Annotated in this window: 12 protein-coding genes; 8 read left to right on the top strand and 4 right to left on the bottom strand. The window is 69.8% G+C overall.

Annotated features, from left to right (window positions below):
* Positions 1 to 2: 2 nt before the first annotated feature.
* Positions 3 to 1,625, top strand: a complete 1,623-nt coding sequence (locus tag ACF073_RS01635) for a hypothetical protein (RefSeq protein ID WP_392065848.1) — start codon at positions 3 to 5, stop codon at positions 1,623 to 1,625.
* 24 nt (positions 1,626 to 1,649) lie between these two features.
* Here the strand turns inward: ACF073_RS01635 and ACF073_RS01630 are convergent, their stop codons facing one another.
* From ACF073_RS01630 to ACF073_RS01615, 4 genes are read right to left on the bottom strand one after another with little or no spacing between them, the layout of a single operon-like run.
* The gene (locus tag ACF073_RS01630; RefSeq protein ID WP_392065847.1) at positions 1,650 to 2,426 is read right to left on the bottom strand and encodes a succinate dehydrogenase/fumarate reductase iron-sulfur subunit; all 777 of its coding nucleotides are present in this window, start codon (positions 2,424 to 2,426) and stop codon (positions 1,650 to 1,652) included.
* On the bottom strand, positions 2,423 to 4,354 hold the full coding sequence (locus ACF073_RS01625) for a fumarate reductase/succinate dehydrogenase flavoprotein subunit (protein ID WP_392065845.1): 1,932 nt from the start codon (positions 4,352 to 4,354) through the stop codon (positions 2,423 to 2,425). Before ACF073_RS01625 ends, ACF073_RS01630 begins: the two co-directional genes overlap by 4 nt.
* 16 nt (positions 4,355 to 4,370) lie before the next feature.
* The gene (locus ACF073_RS01620; RefSeq protein WP_392065843.1) at positions 4,371 to 5,192 is read right to left on the bottom strand and encodes a hypothetical protein; all 822 of its coding nucleotides are present in this window, start codon (positions 5,190 to 5,192) and stop codon (positions 4,371 to 4,373) included.
* 25 nt (positions 5,193 to 5,217) lie between these two features.
* Positions 5,218 to 5,508, bottom strand: coding sequence for a hypothetical protein (locus tag ACF073_RS01615; RefSeq protein WP_392065841.1), 291 nt, complete (start codon positions 5,506 to 5,508; stop codon positions 5,218 to 5,220).
* 310 nt (positions 5,509 to 5,818) lie between these two features.
* On the opposite strand from ACF073_RS01615, the gene ACF073_RS01610 reads away from it, so the two are divergent.
* The 7 genes from ACF073_RS01610 to ACF073_RS01580 all read left to right on the top strand — a co-directional run bounded on the left by ACF073_RS01610 (position 5,819) and on the right by ACF073_RS01580 (position 16,802).
* Positions 5,819 to 8,032: an ABC transporter family substrate-binding protein gene (locus ACF073_RS01610; protein WP_392065839.1), complete on the top strand. Its 2,214-nt coding sequence runs from the start codon at positions 5,819 to 5,821 to the stop codon at positions 8,030 to 8,032.
* 142 nt (positions 8,033 to 8,174) lie between these two features.
* On the top strand, positions 8,175 to 10,082 hold the full coding sequence (gene typA / locus ACF073_RS01605) for a translational GTPase TypA (protein WP_392065837.1): 1,908 nt from the start codon (positions 8,175 to 8,177) through the stop codon (positions 10,080 to 10,082).
* A 494-nt stretch (positions 10,083 to 10,576) separates the two neighbouring features.
* Positions 10,577 to 11,617, top strand: coding sequence for an ABC transporter permease (locus ACF073_RS01600; RefSeq protein WP_392065835.1), 1,041 nt, complete (start codon positions 10,577 to 10,579; stop codon positions 11,615 to 11,617).
* 100 nt (positions 11,618 to 11,717) lie between these two features.
* Entirely contained in the window at positions 11,718 to 13,511 is a 1,794-nt protein-coding gene (locus tag ACF073_RS01595; protein WP_392065833.1) for an ABC transporter substrate-binding protein, read from the top strand.
* A gap of 95 nt (positions 13,512 to 13,606) precedes the next feature.
* Positions 13,607 to 14,584 carry an ABC transporter permease gene (locus ACF073_RS01590; protein ID WP_392065831.1) on the top strand — a complete coding sequence of 326 codons (978 nt, stop codon included), beginning with the start codon at positions 13,607 to 13,609 and terminating at the stop codon, positions 14,582 to 14,584.
* Between the two features lie 15 nt (positions 14,585 to 14,599).
* Positions 14,600 to 15,661, top strand: coding sequence for an ABC transporter ATP-binding protein (locus ACF073_RS01585; protein ID WP_392065829.1), 1,062 nt, complete (start codon positions 14,600 to 14,602; stop codon positions 15,659 to 15,661).
* A 13-nt stretch (positions 15,662 to 15,674) separates the two neighbouring features.
* On the top strand, positions 15,675 to 16,802 hold the full coding sequence (locus tag ACF073_RS01580) for an ABC transporter ATP-binding protein (RefSeq protein WP_392065827.1): 1,128 nt from the start codon (positions 15,675 to 15,677) through the stop codon (positions 16,800 to 16,802).
* The last annotated feature ends 62 nt before the right edge of the window (positions 16,803 to 16,864 follow it).

Raw genomic sequence — 16,864 nt, 5'->3', positions numbered from 1 at the left:
GAATGGACGAACATCGGACGACCGAGCAGCCGATAGCCGAGCGAAAGACGGCCGAAGAGGCGACGGCCGAGCAGCCGACAGCTGACCGAAACCCGGCCGACGAGCTGACGGCCGAGCGAGAGACGGCCGACGAGCCGCCGACCGAGCACCCGACGGCCGACCGAGAGACGGCCGAGCGGACGGCGACCGACCGAAAGACGGCCGACGAGCCGACGACCGACCGAGAGGCAGCCGAAGAGGCGCCGACCGAGCAGCCGACAGCTGACCGAGAGACGGCCGACGAGCCGACGGCCGACCGAGAGACGGGCGACGAGCCGCCAGCCGACCGAGAGACGGCCGAGCGGACAGCGGCCGACCGAAAGACAGCCGACGACCCGGCGACCGACCGCACGGCGGGCGACGAGGCGCCGGCCGAGCGGACGGCGACCGACCGAAAGACGGTCGACGAGCCGGCGGCTGACCGAAACACGGCCGACGAGCCGACGACCGACCGCACGGCGGCCGACGAGCCGACGACCGACCGGACGGCGGCCGAAGAGGCGACGGCCGAGCGGACGGCGGACGACCCGACGGCGGGCGGGAAGCCGACGCGCCCCCGCCCCCGCCCCCGCCGCTCGCGCAGGCGCCGGATCCTCCGTCTCGCCGGTGTCCTGCTCGCGCTCCTCCTGCTCCCGCCGCTCACCGCCGAGGCCGCCCTGCGGCTCAACTACACCGGCGACCCGGCCCCGGGCACCCGCACCCGGCACCAGGACGCACTCTGGCTGGGCCACGCCTGGGTGGACGGCCGCAAGACCGACAGGGACGTCAGGGCCCTGGCCGGCCGGCTGCGCGACACCGGGATCCGTGACCTGTACGTCCACACCGGCCCACTGGAGCACGACGGCACCCTGCCCGAGTCGGTCTACCCGAAGGCCCGTTGGCTGACCGCGGCCGTCCACCGGGAACTCCCGGGCGTCCGCGTCCAGGCCTGGCTCGGCGACAAGCTGGCCAGCGAGGGCCCGGAGGGGCTGCGCCTCGACCGCCCCGCCACCCGCAGGGCGATCCTCGCCTCCACCCGCGCCGTCCTCGCCGCCGGCTTCCGGGGCGCGCACTTCGACCTGGAGCCGCTGCACTCCGGGGACCGCGACTACCTCGGCCTCCTCGACGACCTGCGCGACCTCACCCACGCCCGGGGCGCGGTCCTCTCCGTCGCCGCCCACCAGATCGACCCGCTGCCCGCCTTCCACTCCTTCTGGGGCACCACCACCGGCCACCCCAAGTGGTGGTCGCAGGAGTACTTCGGGCAGGTGGCCCGCCGCGTCGACCAGATCGCCGTCATGTCGTACGACACCATGCAGCCCTTGCAGAGCCTGTACGGCGGCTATGTCGCGCAGCAGACGAGCCTCGCCCTCGAGGTCACCCCGGACTCCACCGGCCTGCTGATGGGCCTGCCCTTCTACCACGAGAACCGGTTCGGGCACTGGGCGCACGCCGAGACGGTCCCGGCGGCCGTGCGGGGCGTACGGCTCGGCCTGTCCCGCACGGACGCGGACCGCGCCCGCTTCGGCGTCGCCCTGTACGTCGACTTCGCCGCCACCGAGGACGACTGGACCGCCTACCGGAAGGACTGGGTCCGTACGCCATGACGCCCGCCCGCACGCGGCGGCTGCTCAGCCTCCCGCGGAACGCCTCCTGATCTTCGAGCCGAGCCACACCAGCGGGTCGTACTTGCGGTCGACCACCCGCTCCTTCAACGGGATCAGGGCGTTGTCGGTGATGCGGATGCCCTCCGGGCACACCTCGGTACAGCACTTGGTGATGTTGCAGTAGCCGAGGCCGTGCTCGTCCTGGGCGGTGCGCCCGCGGTCGAGGCCGGACTCCTCGGCCGCGTCCAGCGGGTGCATGTCCAGCTCGGCGACCCGCATCAGGAAGCGGGGGCCGGCGAACGCCTGCTTGTTCTCCTCGTGGTCGCGGACCACATGGCAGGTGTCCTGGCACAGGAAGCACTCGATGCACTTGCGGAACTCCTGCGAGCGGTCCACGTCCTCCTGGGACATGCGGTACTCGCCCGGGCCGAGGCCGGCGGGCGGTACGAAGGCCGGGACCTCGCGCGCCTTGCGGTAGTTGAAGCCGACGTCCGTCACCAGGTCCCGGACCACCGGGAAGGCGCGCAGCGGGGTGATCGTGATCGTCTCGGCGCGGTCGAAGACCGACATGCGCGTCATGCACAGCAGCCGCGGGCGGCCGTTGATCTCCGCCGAGCACGAACCGCACTTGCCCGCCTTGCAGTTCCAGCGCACGGCCAGATCGGGTGCCTGGGTGGCCTGGAGGCGGTGGACGATGTCCAGGACGACCTCGCCGTCGTGCACCTCGACCGTGAAGTCGGTCAGGCCGCCGCCCTGTTCGTCGCCCCGCCACACCTTGAAGCGGGCCTGGTAGCTGCTCACTCGTACAGCTCCTCCTCGGCGAGGTACTTGACCAGCTCCTCCTTCTCGAAGAGGGCGAGCAGGTCCGTACGGATGGGGTCGGTGGTCTCGCGGGTGAGGCGGATCTGGCCGCGGGCGGAATCGGTCCCGGCGAGGCCGCCGGTCGGGTCGGCGAGGGCGCAGAGCAGGTTCACATTGCGCCAGTCGCGGTCCATCGTCGGATGGTCCTCGCGGGTGTGGCCGCCCCGCGACTCGGTGCGCTCCAGCGCGGCCCGGGCCACGCACTCGCTGACCAGCAGCATGTTCCTGAGGTCGAGGGAGAGGTGCCAGCCGGGATTGAACTGGCGGTGGCCCTCGACCCCGGCCCGCCGGGCCCGCAGCCGCAGCTCGCCGAGCTTGTGCAGGGCCTGCTCCATCTCGCCCTCGCGGCGGATGATGCCGACCAGGTCGTTCATCGCCTGCTGGAGCTCCTGGTGCAGGGTGTACGGGTTCTCCGCCGGGCCGGCCGCGCCCTCCGGCTCCGCCGAGAAGGGGCGCAGCGCCTCCGCCGAGGCCGCGTCGACCTGGACGTCGTCGACGGCCGGGCGGTCCCCGGCGTGCCGTGCCGCGTGCTCGGCCGCGTGCCAGCCCGCCCGGCGCCCGAAGACCAGCAGGTCGGAGAGGGAGTTGCCGCCGAGCCGGTTGGAGCCGTGCATGCCGCCGGCCACCTCGCCGGCCGCGAACAGCCCCGGCACCCCGCGGGCCGCCGCCGTGTCGGAGTCGACGGCGACACCGCCCATCACGTAGTGGCAGGTCGGCCCGACCTCCATCGCCTCGGCCGTGATGTCGACATCCGCCAGCTCCTTGAACTGGTGGTACATGGAGGGCAGCCGGCGCTTGATGACCTCTGCGGGCATCCGGGTCGACACATCGAGGAAGACGCCGCCGTGCGGGGAGCCGCGGCCCGCCTTCACCTCGGAGTTGATCGCGCGGGCGACCTCGTCGCGGGGCAGCAGCTCCGGTGGACGCCGGTTGTTGTCCGGGTCCTCGTACCAGCGGTCGCCCTCCTCCTCCGACTCCGCGTACTTCTCCTTGAAGACGTCCGGGATGTAGTCGAACATGAACCGCTTGCCCTCGGAGTTGCGCAGCACCCCGCCGTCGCCGCGGACCGACTCGGTGACGAGGATGCCCTTCACCGACGGCGGCCAGACCATGCCCGTCGGATGGAACTGCACGAACTCCATGTTCAGCAGCGGCGCCCCGGCCAGCAGGGCCAGCGCGTGCCCGTCGCCCGTGTACTCCCACGAGTTCGACGTCACCTTGAAGGACTTGCCGATGCCGCCGGTCGCCACGACCACGGCGGGGGCCTCAAGGACGAAGAAGCGCCCGCTCTCGCGCTCGTAGGCGAAGACCCCGCCGACGCGCGGGCCGTCCTTCAGGATCCGGGTGACCGTGCACTCCTGGAAGACCTTCAGCCGGGACTCGTAGTCGCCGGTCTCCTCGAAGTCCTCCTGCTGCAGGGCGACGATCTTCTGCTGGAGGGTGCGGATCAGTTCGAGGCCCGTACGGTCGCCGACATGGGCGAGCCGCGGGTACTCGTGGCCGCCGAAGTTGCGCTGCGAGATCCGGCCGTCCTTCGTGCGGTCGAACAGCGCGCCCCAGGTCTCCAGCTCCCAGACCCGGTCCGGGGCCTCCTTGGCGTGCAGCTCGGCCATCCGCCACTGGTTGAGGAACTTGCCGCCGCGCAGGGTGTCGCGGAAGTGGACCTGCCAGTTGTCGTGCTCGTTGGCGTTGGCCATCGCCGCGGCGATGCCGCCCTCGGCCATCACCGTGTGTGCCTTGCCGAACAGTGACTTGCAGATGACCGCCGTACGGGCGCCCCGCTCGCGCGCCTCGATCGCGGCGCGCAGTCCGGCGCCACCGGCACCGACCACGACGACGTCCCACTCCTGGCGGTCGACCACGGACATCAGAAGGCCCCACTCCTCAGAAGAATCGCGGATCGTCGAAGACCCCGGACGCGACGAGATAGACGTAGAAGTCGGCGAGCGCCACGCTGAGCAGCGAGGCCCAGGCCAGCTGCATGTGACGGGCGTTCAGCTTCCCCACGAGCTGCCATGCCCGGTAGCGCACCGGGTGCCGGGAGAAGTGCTTGAGCTTGCCGCCGACGATGTGCCGGCAGGAGTGGCAGGACAGGGTGTACGCCCAGATCAGCACGATGTTGAGCAGGAAGACCAGGGTGCCGAGACCCATGTGGCCCCACCGGTAGTGGGTGTCGCGGAAGGCGAGGACCGTGTCGTAGGTCAGCACTCCGGCGACCAGGAGGGCGAAGTAGAAGAAGTACCGGTGGACGTTCTGCAGGATGAGCGGGAAACGGGTCTCGCCGGTGTACTTCGCGTGCGGCTCGGCCACCGCGCAGGCGGGCGGGGACGCCCAGAAGCTGCGGTAGTACGCCTTGCGGTAGTAGTAGCAGGTCAGCCGGAAGCCGAGCGGGAAGATCAGGATGATGATCGCGGGGGAGATGCCCCACCAGCTCCCGAACAGGTCGGCGTTCGGGCCCGCGCGCATCGTCCGGCAGTTCTCGGCGAGACAGGGCGAGTAGAACGGCGAGACGTACGGCGCCGCGTAGTAGTGGGCGTTGGCGAAGGCCCGCCAGGTCGAGTAGACGACGAAGGCGAACAGGCCGGCCGCGGTGACGGCGGGCGCCAGCCACCAGCGGTCGGTGCGCAGATGCCTGGCGGTGATCGCGGCGCGCGTGGCGGTGTGCACGCCGCCGCTGTTCTGTCGGGGTTCCGTACCAGTGGCCAAGTCAGGACTCCGGTCGGTAGCGGGTTCAGGGGGCGCGGCGGTCGCGGGCGCCCAGGCCCTCGTCGTCCGAGTCCGTCCAGAGGCTGAGGTCGTAGGGCGCGTCGGAGATGGTGACGAGGTCGGGCGGGCGCGGCGTGGCCTCGGCGGCGGCGGCCTCGCGCAGCAGTGCCACGCTCTCGCGCAGATGGGCGGCGTCGAGGCGGGCCCGGCGTATCTCCAGGCCGCCGCCGCCGAGCTGGTGTTCCAGGCGGCCCAGCGACCGGTTGAGGTCGTCGAGGCAGCGCTGGACGGCGTTGATGTCGTCGTGCACGGACATGACTTGCCCTCGCTTCCGCGGGTCCGGCGGGCCATGGGCGACAACGTGCGCCTTGGAGTGTTGCGCCTCACGCCCGCCTCTGTGAAGGGATGTGCAGCGATTGGCCGAGGCGTACGGGTGCATCACTCCTCGGGTTGCGCCGCACGGGTGGCCTTACCGGCCGTTGTCGCCGTGTCGCTCGCTGTTGCCGGATCCTTTCCTCTTCAGTGGCCGCATAGATCTGATCAGCTCCATATACCGCCAAACGTGATCAGCGCCATATACCGATAAATGTGAGCATAAGGCCCGTGGCTCCCCGGAGGTAGCAGAGATGTCCTACGACGTTCGGCAGCGCCCCGAGGAGGCGCGGGTCGGCCTCGGCGAGCGGCTCGGCCGCGGGGCGCGAGCGGTCACGACGCGCCCGCGGCCGGCTGACGGCACCTCCCGGCACGCCGTGCGCGCGGTCATGCGCTCGGCCGCCTTCCTCACCGCGGGCGCGCTCGCGGTGCCGCTGCTCGCCGGCTGCGGCTCCGACGAGCAGCCGAGCAGCCCCCTCGCCGGACCGGACACGGCCCCGGTGGCCAGGGAGCTGGTCGCCGACGGCGGCACCCTGAAGTGGGCCGTGGACGCCGTACCGGAGACGCTGAACACCTTCCAGGCCGACGCCGACGCCGCCACCAGCCGGGTCGCCCAGGCCGTGCTGCCGTCGATGTTCCGGACCGACACGAACGGCCGCCCGGTGGTGAACCCCGCCTATCTGGAGTCGGCCAAGGTCATCGAGACCGAGCCGCGCCAGGTCGTGCTGTACAAGCTGAACCAGCAGGCCGTCTGGAGCGACGGCCGGGAGATCGGCGCCGCCGACTTCGCCGCCCAGTGGCGGGCCCTGTCCGGCAAGGACAGCGCCTACTGGACCGCCCGCAACGCCGGCTACGACCGCATCGCCAAGGTCGAGCGCGGCGCCAACGACCTCCAGGTCAGGGTCACCTTCGAGCGCCCCTACGCCGACTGGAGGTCGCTGTTCTCGCCGCTGTACCCGAAGGACGTCATGGGCACCCCGGACGCCTTCAACGACGGCGCCCGCCGCAAGCTGCCGGTCACCGCCGGGCCCTTCAAGGTGGAGAAGATCGACACCGCGAAGAAGGACGTGACCCTCACCCGCAACCCCCGCTGGTGGGGCAGGCCCGCCAAGCTGAACGAGATCGTGCTGCACGCCGTGACCCACGGCAAGCGGGCCGTCGCGCTCGCCGACGGCACCGCGGACCTCGCCTCCATCGACGCCTCCGAGGTCCAGCGGATCGGGCTCGCCAACCGCCCGGGCGGCACCGGCACCCCGCTGCAGGGCTCCGGCAGGACCTCCGTGGCCAAGCTGCGTGACTGGGCGCTCGCGCACGGCTTCCGCTCCGGCCAGGTGAGCGGCGGCGAGCACAAGCTCCGCACCTCCATCTCCCGCTATCTGGAGCAGCAGCAGGCGCTGCGCGACGTGGAGGTCCGCAAGTCCCTCGAACCCGTCTACACCCAGCTCGCCCTCAACGGTGCCACGGGCCCCCTCGCCGACGAACGGGTCCGCCGGGCCGTGGCCCGCGCCCTGGACCGCCAGGAGCTGGCGCGTCTCGTGCTCACCCCGCTGGGGCTGCCCGCCGTCCCGGTCGGCAGCCACCTCGCGCTGTCCGGGCAGGCCGCCTACGCCGACAGCAGCGGCGCGATCGGCGCACCGGACGCCAAGGAGGCGCAGGCGCTGCTCGCCGACGCCGGCTGGGTGCGCGGCGGCCCGCTCAAGGCGGAGGAGAAGAAGGGCGAGAAGGCGGCCGGTCCCGAGCGCCGCACCGAGGACTCCTCGGAGGAGCCCTCGGAGGGCGGCGACGACGGCGAGTACATCGTCGGCGAGGACGAGAAGGGCCACGACCCCAGGCACGGCGGGGCGCCCGGCGCCTACGCGCCCAAGGGCACGGCCGCCCCGGCCGCCGCGCCCGCGGGACCGCTCGCCAAGGACGGCAAGCCGCTCGCGCTGCGCTTCGTCCTGTCCTCCGGGGCCGGCTCGGACACGCTGAACTCGGTCGCGGCGCGGATCTCCGCGATGCTGGAGCAGGTCGGCATCGCCACGACGATCACCAAGGTCGCGGACGAGAGCTACTTCAAGGACCACATCGCCGCGGGCGACTACGACCTCGCCCTGTACTCCTGGCCGTCCTCCGCCTTCCCCGCGACGGACGCCCGGCCTATCTACGCCAAGCCGGTCCCGGCGGCGGACGGCTCGGTGAACGTCGAGCAGAACTACACGCGGGTCGGTACGGACCAGGTCGACCAGCTGTTCGACGAGGCCGCGACGACGCTGGACGAGGACGAGGCACGGGACCTGATCAGAAAGGCGGACTCCCGTATCTGGGCCGCCGCCGGCTCGATCCCGCTCTACCAGCGGCCCGAGCTGGTGGGAGTGCGGAAGAACCTGGTCAACGCGGGTGCCTTCGGGTTCCAGACACCGGTCTTCGAGGACATGGGATTCCTGAAGAAGGGGGCGAGGATCTCGCCCTCCCCCTCCGCGAAATGACCGCCCGCGTGGTCCCGGGGAGGCCGACCCCCTCGGGGCCACGTAACATGGGGTGAGGCCGTGGCATGTCAAGCCCGGCAGGGCCCGCGTCACACGGACGTACGCAGAGGGCCTTCCTCACACTCCGGGAGTACGTCGCAATATGGCCACGCGCCACGACATCCGCAACGTCGCCATCGTCGCCCACGTCGACCACGGCAAGACCACCATCGTCGACGGCATGCTGAAGCAGGCCGGTGCCTTCGCCGCCCACCAGCTCGAGGGCGTCGACGACCGCATGATGGACTCGAACGACCTGGAGCGTGAGAAGGGCATCACGATCCTCGCCAAGAACACGGCGGTCAAGTACCACCCCAAGGACGGGGGGGACGTCATCACCATCAACATCATCGACACCCCCGGTCACGCCGACTTCGGCGGCGAGGTCGAGCGCGGTCTGTCGATGGTGGACGGTGTCGTCCTGCTCGTCGACGCCTCCGAGGGCCCGCTGCCGCAGACCCGCTTCGTGCTGCGCAAGGCGCTCCAGCAGCGCCTGCCCGTCATCCTGTGCATCAACAAGACGGACCGCCCGGACTCCCGGATCGACGAGGTCGTCAACGAGACCTACGACCTCTTCCTCGACCTGGACGCGGACGAGGAGCAGATCGAGTTCCCGATCGTCTACGCCTGCGGCCGCGACGGCGTCGCCTCGCTGACCAAGCCGGAGAACGGCACGGTGCCGGCCGACTCCACCAGCCTCGAGCCGTTCTTCTCCACGATCCTGGAGCACATCCCGGCCCCGACGTACGAGGAGACCGCGCCGCTCCAGGCCCACGTCACCAACCTCGACGCCGACAACTTCCTCGGCCGTATCGCGCTGCTCCGCGTCGAGCAGGGCGAGCTGCGCAAGGGCCAGACCGTCGCTTGGATCAAGCGCGACGGCTCGGTCAGCAACGTGCGCATCTCCGAGCTGATGATGACCGAGGCCCTCACCCGCAAGCCCGCCGAGAAGGCCGGCCCGGGTGACATCTGCGCCGTCGCCGGTATCCCGGACATCATGATCGGCGAGACCCTGGCCGACCCGGAGAACCCGATCGCGCTCCCGCTGATCACGGTGGACGAGCCCGCGATCTCCATGGTGATCGGTACGAACACCTCCCCGCTGGTCGGCCGCGGCGGCACCGGCAAGGGCGCCGACGCGAAGGCGGCGGTCAAGGACCGCAAGGTCACCGCCCGCCAGGTCAAGGACCGCCTGGAGCGCGAGCTGATCGGCAACGTCTCGCTGCGCGTCCTCGACACCGACCGCCCCGACGCCTGGGAGGTGCAGGGCCGCGGTGAGCTGGCGCTGGCCATCCTGGTCGAGCAGATGCGCCGCGAGGGCTTCGAGCTGACCATCGGCAAGCCCCAGGTCGTCACCAAGCTCGTCGACGGCAAGGTCTACGAGCCGGTCGAGCGCATGACGATCGACGTGCCCGAGGAGCACATGGGCGCGGTCACGCAGCTCATGGGCGTCCGCAAGGGCCGGATGGACAACATGTCGAACCACGGCTCCGGCTGGGTCCGCATGGAGTTCGTCGTGCCGTCCCGCGGTCTGATCGGCTTCCGTACCGAGTTCCTGACCCAGACCCGCGGCACGGGCATCGGCCACTCGATCCACGAGGGCCACGAGCCGTGGTTCGGCACCCTGACGACCCGTAACAACGGTTCGCTGGTCGCCGACCGCTCCGGTGCCGTCACCGCCTTCGCGATGACGAACCTCCAGGAGCGCGGCGTGCTCTTCGTGGAGCCGGGCACCGAGGTGTACGAGGGCATGATCGTCGGCGAGAACTCCCGCTCCGACGACATGGACGTCAACATCACCAAGGAGAAGAAGCTCACGAACATGCGGTCCTCGTCGGCCGACTCGTTCGAGGCGATCGTGCCGCCGCGCAAGCTGTCGCTGGAGCAGTCCCTCGAGTTCTGCCGCGACGACGAGTGCGTCGAGGTGACCCCGGAGGCGGTTCGCATCCGCAAGGTGAACCTGGATGCCCGCGAGCGCGCCCGCGCCGCGAGCCGCGCCAAGCACGGCTGAGCAAGTCCGGCTGTACCACAGCCGGTTGAGCCCGGGTGCCCCCTGGTGGGGGCACCCGGGCTTTTTTGCAACCTGTTTTCTGATCGCCACTGTCCGAAATGCGGAGATCCTCAACCGATACCCATGTAACACGTCCGTTTCGCGGCCTTCTCCCCGGTGACGGTTTGTCCATTTTTTGGAAGATGTTCGCTTCAGCTGTGACTGAATTGAGATTTAAAGACAGTGGTCGCCACCTGGCTCATGGCAGATAGTTAGCCGCGTAGCGCTCGGGTCAATGGGTCTCGCGCTGTGGGGACAGCGCCGACTCACGAGCACCAGGGGGTGTCTGACCCTCCGTCAGGGGTGGCGGAGGGAAGACGGAAACCCCCTCCTGTTGGTGAACACGTGAAGTCACGAGGAGGAACCCCTAGGACTACGCGCGTCCGACTGCGGTCACGCGCGTTCTCGGAGTACGCGGGCACCTCTCACACTTATACCTGTGAAACGGACAAACCGTGACAAGTCCTATCAATGTTGAGGGCGGCGGGGCTTCGGTCGTCATCGACGGCCCACCAGGGCCGGAGGCGAAGAGCGAGGCCGTCACACTCACGGGCCGGTCCCCCGGCCAGCTGATGTGGATCCGCTTCAAGCGCGACCGCACGGGCGTCATCTGCGCGGTCGTGGTGATCGGCTACTTCGTCGTCGCCGTGCTCGCACCGCTGCTCGTGAAGCTGACGGGCACCGATCCGTACACCCTGTACGGGCAGGACCCCACCTATGCCGACAAGCCCCTGCTCGACGAATTCGGGCTTCCGCTCGGCTACTTGGGCGGCGTCTCGGGCGACCACTGGTTCGGCGTCGAGCCGCAGTACGGCCGCGACCTGTACGCGATGCTGCTGTACGGCATGCGCACCTCGCTGCTCATGGCGCTCGGCATCACCGTCCTCGTCATGGTCACCGGCGTCGTGGTCGGCCTGATCGGCGGCTACTTCGGCGGCCGTACGGACTACTGGATCGGCCGGGGCACCGACTTCTTCCTCTCCTTTCCGCAGCAGCTGTTCTTCATCGCCTTCATGCCCGTCGTCACCTCGTTCTTCGTCGATCCCCGCGAGGAGACGCCGACCTACTTCCGCGCCCTCGCCATGCTGATCGTGCTGTGGCTGCTGGGCTGGATGGGCATGGCCCGGCTGGTCCGGTCCACCGTACTGTCGCTGCGCGAACGGGAGTTCGTGGAGGCGGCCAAGGTGTCCGGCGCCTCGCCGTGGCGGATCGTGCGCAAGGAGATCCTGCCCAACGTGGTCACCCCGATCCTGGTGCAGTTCACGTACCAGCTGCCCAGCACCATCCTCAGCATCGCCTTCCTGTCCTTCGCGGGCGTGGGGTTCGTCGAGCCGACACCCGACTGGGGACGGCTCTTCGCGGCCGGCGCCAAGTACGCCGAACAGGACCCGGCCTTCATGTTCTTCCCCGGGGTGGCGCTGGTGATCTTCGTCCTGTGCTTCAACCTCCTCGGGGACTCCGTACGGGACGCGTTCGACCCCAAGTCCGGGCGGTAGGCCGTCCGTTGGGTGGGGGTGGCTGCCGCCCCCGCCGGCCCGTCCGGCCGGCGCCCGGCAGATCTCACGGATATCAACCGACAGGTAGGTGGATCGCCACATGATGTCTCATCGCGCCCGCGGAGCGCGTGCCGTCGTGATCGTCATCGCGGCCGGCTCCCTCGCTCTCACGGCCTGCTCGAAGAACGAGGGCGGCAAATCCGGTAAGGATTCGAAGAAGGACCAGAAGGAAGCGGCGGTCCAGTCGAAGGCGGTCACCTACGTCGACGCCGCGGGTTCGACCGGCCCGGCCAAGGACGTGCCCGGCGCCAAACCGGGCGGCACGATCACGGTGTACCAGGAGGCGGGCCTGTCCCACCTGGACCCCGGCCAGATCTACGTCTCCGACGCCGGCCAGGTCGCCAACCTGCTCTACCGCCGGCTGACCCAGTTCCAGGAGGACGACAAGGGCAACGTGTCGGTCGCCGGCGACCTCGCCACCGACTCCGGCAAGTCCTCCGACGGCGGCCGGACCTGGACCTACACGCTGAAGGACGGCATCAAGGACGAGAACGGCAACGCCATCACCTCGGCCGACATCCGGCACACCATCGAGCGCCAGTACGCGAAGTTCATCTTCGACGGCCCGACCTATCTGCAGACCTGGCTGAGCGGCGCCGACTACCGCAAGGCCCTGCCCGGCGGCGGCTTCGACGGCAAGCATCTGCCGGCCTCGGTGCTGGACACCCCGGACGACAAGACGGTGGTCTTCCACTTCGACCAGCCGCGCCCGGACCTGCCGCAGACGCTCTCCATGGCCGGCTACGCCGTCGTCCCGGCGAAGGGCGACACCAAGGAGAGGTACGAGAAGAAGCCGGTCGCCACCGGCCCGTACAAGATCGCCGAGAGCAAGGTCGGCAAGAGCCTGAAGCTGGTCAAGAACACCGACTGGGACCCGAAGACCGACTCCGTGCGCCACCAGTACGTCGACGGTTTCAACATCCAGTTCGGCGTCACCGAGTCCACCCAGACCAAGCGCCTGATCGCGGACGAGGGCGACAACAAGAACGCCATCCAGCTCACCGGCGGTGTCGAGGCCACCCAGATCCAGGACGTCATCAACAACCCGGAGGCCAGCAAGCGCACGGTCAAGGGCTACCAGCCGTACGTCATGACGCTCACCTTCAACCTGGACCGGGTGAAGGACAAGAAGGTGCGCGAGGCCATCACCTACGCGGTCAACTCCAAGTCCCTCATCGCCGGCGAGGGCGGTGCCTACGGCGGTGACGTCGCTCCCAACTACTTCGCGCCGACGCTGCCCGGCTACGAGGCCGGCTACGACCCCTACGGCCGGCTGAAGACCCCGCAGGGCAACATCGCCAAGGCCAAGGAGATCCTCAAGAGCGTCCCGGCCGCCGAGAAGAAGGTCGTCTTCGCCTACGCCAACAGCGAGCCCGGCCAGAAGCGCAAGGTCGCCATCGAGGACGCGCTGACCAAGGTCGGCTTCGACGTGGTCGCCAAGGAGGTCGACGCGGCGAGCTACTACGAGCAGATCGGCAAGCTGAAGAACCCGTACGACATGTACATCTCCGGCTGGGGCCAGGACTGGCCGTCCCCGGGCACGGTCGTCACGCCGATCTACGACGGCGCGCAGGTCTTCGACGGCTCGGCGAACTACTCGCACGTCAAGGACCCGAAGGTCGACGCCCTCATCAAGAAGGCGCTGACCCAGCAGCCGGCCGAGGCCGCCAAGACCTGGAAGGAAGCCCAGCACTACCTGCTGGAGAACGTCATCCCGGCGGCCCCGCTCTGGTACACGAAGCAGTTCCAGATCTCCGGCTCCAACGTGGGCGGTGCCCGCTACGGCTCGGTGTCCAGCCTCATCGACATCACCCGGCTGTACCTGAAGTCGTGACCCGCGGCTGACGACGGGGGCGTGCTCCGCGGTGAGCACGCCCCCGAGTCCGAGCGCACCCACCCACCGTCTCCGCAGAGAGCAGCCAGCCCGCCATGCTTCAGTTCATCATCCGGCGCACGGTCGGCGCCTTCGTCACGCTCTTCCTCATCGGTGCGGCGACCTTCTTCCTCTTCGTGGCCGCCCCCTCCGACTACGCCTCCCTGGCCTGCGGCAAGGACTGTTCGCCCCAGCGGCTGGCGGACATCCGGGAGGCCCTGGGGCTCAATCTGCCCCTGGCCCAGCAGTTCTGGGACTTCATGTCCGGCATCGTGACGGGCCGCGACTTCCCGACCGGCCACTGCTCGGCCCCCTGCCTCGGCCTGTCGTTCTACTCGGGGGACATGGTCTGGAGCACGATCATGGACCGGTTCCCGCTGACCCTCACCCTCACCGCCGGCGGCGCGATCGTCTTCCTCGTCATCGGGATCGGCTCCGGCATGATCGCCGCCTACCGGCGCGGGACGCTGGTGGACAAGGTCGCCACCGGCGCGTCCATGGTGCTCAGCTCGTTCCAGATCTACTTCCTCGGCCCCATCGTGCTGACGATCCTCGTCTACAGCACCGGCTGGATGGAGGACCCGAAGTACGTGCCCATCACCCAGGACCCGGTCGGCTGGTTCGTCGGGATGTCGATCCCGGTCTGCGTGATGGCCACGATCTTCACCGCCCAGTACACGCGTATGGCGCGCTCGTCGATGATCGAGCAGCTCGCCGAGGACCATGTGCGCACCGCCCGCGCCAAGGGCATGTCCCGCAAGTACGTCTTCCTGCGCTACGCCTGGCGCGGCTCGCTCATCCCGATCGTCACCGTGCTCGGCATCGACGTCAGCTCCATGCTGGGCGGCGCCGTCGTCACCGAACTGACCTTCTCCCTCCAGGGCATCGGCCGGCTCGCCGTGGACGGCGCGGTCAACAAGGACCTGCCGCTGACGATGGGCGTCATGCTGTTCGGCGCCTTCTTCATCCTGATCATCAACATCCTGACCGACATCACCTACGCGTGGATCGACCCCCGCATCCGGCTCTCCTAGGAAGAACCAGCCATCGTGACCACTGTGACCAAGGCCGAGGGCACACCGGCCCCGACCGGGCCGGACGGATTCCTCTCGGTGCGCGATCTCCAGGTGACGTTCTCCACCGAGGACGGCCCGGTCAAGGCCGTCGACACCCTCTCCTTCGACCTGCACCGCGGGAGGACCCTCGGCATCGTCGGCGAGTCGGGTTCGGGCAAGTCGGTCACCAACCTGACGATCCTCGGCCTGCACGACCCGCTGTTCACCACGATCGACGGGGAGATCCTCCTCGACGGCAAGGAACTCATCACCGCCACCGAGAAGGAGATGGAGCGGCTGCGCGGCAACCGGGTCGCGATGATCTTCCAGGACCCGCTCACCGCGCTGTCGCCCTTCTACACCATCGGCCGGCAGATCGCCGAGCCGTTCATGAAGCACACGGGCGCCTCGAAGAAGTCCGCCTGGGAACGTGCCGTGGAGATGCTCGCCAAGGTCGGCATCCCCAACCCCAAGGAGCGGGTCCGGGACTACCCGCACCAGTTCTCCGGGGGGATGCGCCAGCGCGCGATGATCGCCATGGCGCTGGTCTGCGACCCCGACCTGCTGATCGCCGACGAGCCGACCACGGCCCTCGACGTGACCGTGCAGGCGCAGATCCTGGACCTGCTCAAGGACCTGCAGCGGGAGTTCGGCACGGCGATCGTCTTCATCACCCACGACCTCGGTGTCATCGCCGACATGGCCGACGACATCATGGTCATGTACGCCGGACGCGCGGTGGAACGCGGCACCGTCGACGAGGTCCTCAGGGCGCCGCTGCACCCCTACACCTGGGGCCTGCTGAACTCCATGCCCCGGCTGGACTCGGACCTCGGCACCCCGCTCTCGCCCATCCCCGGCGCCCCGCCGAGCCTGCTCACCCCGCCGACCGGCTGCCGCTTCCACCCCCGGTGCACCTTCCGGGACCGGGTCGGCGGCGACCGGTGCGCCACCGAGCGTCCCCCGCTGGCACCGGACCGCTCCTCGGCGTGCCATCTCAGCGCGGAGCAGAAGCACACCATCTTCGTCGAAGAGATCAGGCCCCGACTGGGCTAGGAGGGCTACCGCCATGAAAGAGGACCTGGTCCTCACCGCCACCCCCGAGACCGGCGCCGAGGCGGCGCCGGAGCCGCTGCTCCAGGTCTCGGGGCTGGTCAAGCACTTCCCGGTCAAGGGCGGCTTCCCGATCCGCCGCACGGTCGGCGCCGTCCAGGCCGTCGACGGTCTCGACCTGACCGTGCACGCGGGGGAGAGCTTCGGTCTCGTCGGCGAGTCCGGCTGCGGCAAGTCGACCACCGGCCGGCTGATCACCCGGCTGCTGGAGCCCACCCGGGGCACGATCACCTACCGCGGCCAGGACATCAGCCACGCCACGCGCCGGCAGCTCGCCCCGATCCGCTCCGAGATCCAGATGATCTTCCAGGACCCGTACTCGTCGCTGAACCCGCGGCAGACGGTCGGCAAGATCATCGCCGGGCCGATGGAGATCAACGACATCAACCCGGAGGGCGGCCGGGAGAAGCGGGTCCGCGAACTCCTGGAGATCGTCGGCCTGAACCCCGAGCACTTCAACCGGTTCCCGCACGAGTTCTCCGGCGGCCAGCGCCAGCGCATCGGCGTCGCCCGCGCGCTCGCCCTGAACCCGAAGCTGATCGTCGCCGACGAGCCGGTCTCCGCCCTGGACGTCTCCATCCAGGCCCAGGTCGTCAACCTGCTCCAGCAGGTGCAGAAGGAACTCGGGATCGCCTTCCTCTTCATCGCCCACGACCTCGCCGTCGTACGCCACTTCTCGCAGCGCGTGGCGGTCATGTACCTGGGCAAGATCATCGAGGTGGGCGACCGCGACTCCATCTACGCCCGCCCGCGCCACCCCTACACCCACGCCCTGCTGTCCGCCGTCCCCGAGGTGTCCCTGACGGCGGGGGAGGCGCCCCAGCGCGAGCGCATCCGTCTCGCCGGTGACGTCCCGTCCCCCATCTCGCCCCCCTCGGGCTGCCGCTTCCGCACCCGCTGCTGGAAGGCGCAGGACCGGTGCGCGACCGAGGAGCCCCCGCTGGTCCAGCTCGCCGGCAACCGGGCCGGCCACCTGACGGCCTGCCACTTCCCGGAGGAGCCGAGCGTGGAGGCCCGGGACGAGGACATCGTGCTGGACCCGGCACTCGCGGCGCTGGAGGAGGGGACGACGGAGGGGGAGTAGAGCGGGCGGGGCCGGGCCGCGGCATCCGGCCGAGCGCGCCCCGGTCCGGCCCGCCCGGCGCC

Source organism: Streptomyces sp. NPDC015171, from assembly GCF_043079545.1.
Lineage (GTDB): Bacteria > Actinomycetota > Actinomycetes > Streptomycetales > Streptomycetaceae > Streptomyces.
This window is presented reverse-complemented; position numbering and strand designations above follow the sequence as displayed.

What these genes read in the sequence shown, in the direction of transcription:
- ACF073_RS01580 (WP_392065827.1), top strand. Translation starts at nt 15,675, where the DNA reads ATGAAAGAGGACCTGGTCCTCACCGCCACCCCCGAGACCGGCGCCGAG.
- ACF073_RS01625 (WP_392065845.1), bottom strand. Translation starts at nt 4,354, where the DNA reads ATGTCCGTGGTCGACCGCCAGGAGTGGGACGTCGTCGTGGTCGGTGCC.
- ACF073_RS01590 (WP_392065831.1), top strand. Translation starts at nt 13,607, where the DNA reads ATGCTTCAGTTCATCATCCGGCGCACGGTCGGCGCCTTCGTCACGCTC.
- ACF073_RS01635 (WP_392065848.1), top strand. Translation starts at nt 3, where the DNA reads ATGGACGAACATCGGACGACCGAGCAGCCGATAGCCGAGCGAAAGACG.
- ACF073_RS01615 (WP_392065841.1), bottom strand. Translation starts at nt 5,508, where the DNA reads ATGTCCGTGCACGACGACATCAACGCCGTCCAGCGCTGCCTCGACGAC.
- ACF073_RS01595 (WP_392065833.1), top strand. Translation starts at nt 11,718, where the DNA reads ATGATGTCTCATCGCGCCCGCGGAGCGCGTGCCGTCGTGATCGTCATC.
- typA (WP_392065837.1), top strand. Translation starts at nt 8,175, where the DNA reads ATGGCCACGCGCCACGACATCCGCAACGTCGCCATCGTCGCCCACGTC.
- ACF073_RS01610 (WP_392065839.1), top strand. Translation starts at nt 5,819, where the DNA reads ATGTCCTACGACGTTCGGCAGCGCCCCGAGGAGGCGCGGGTCGGCCTC.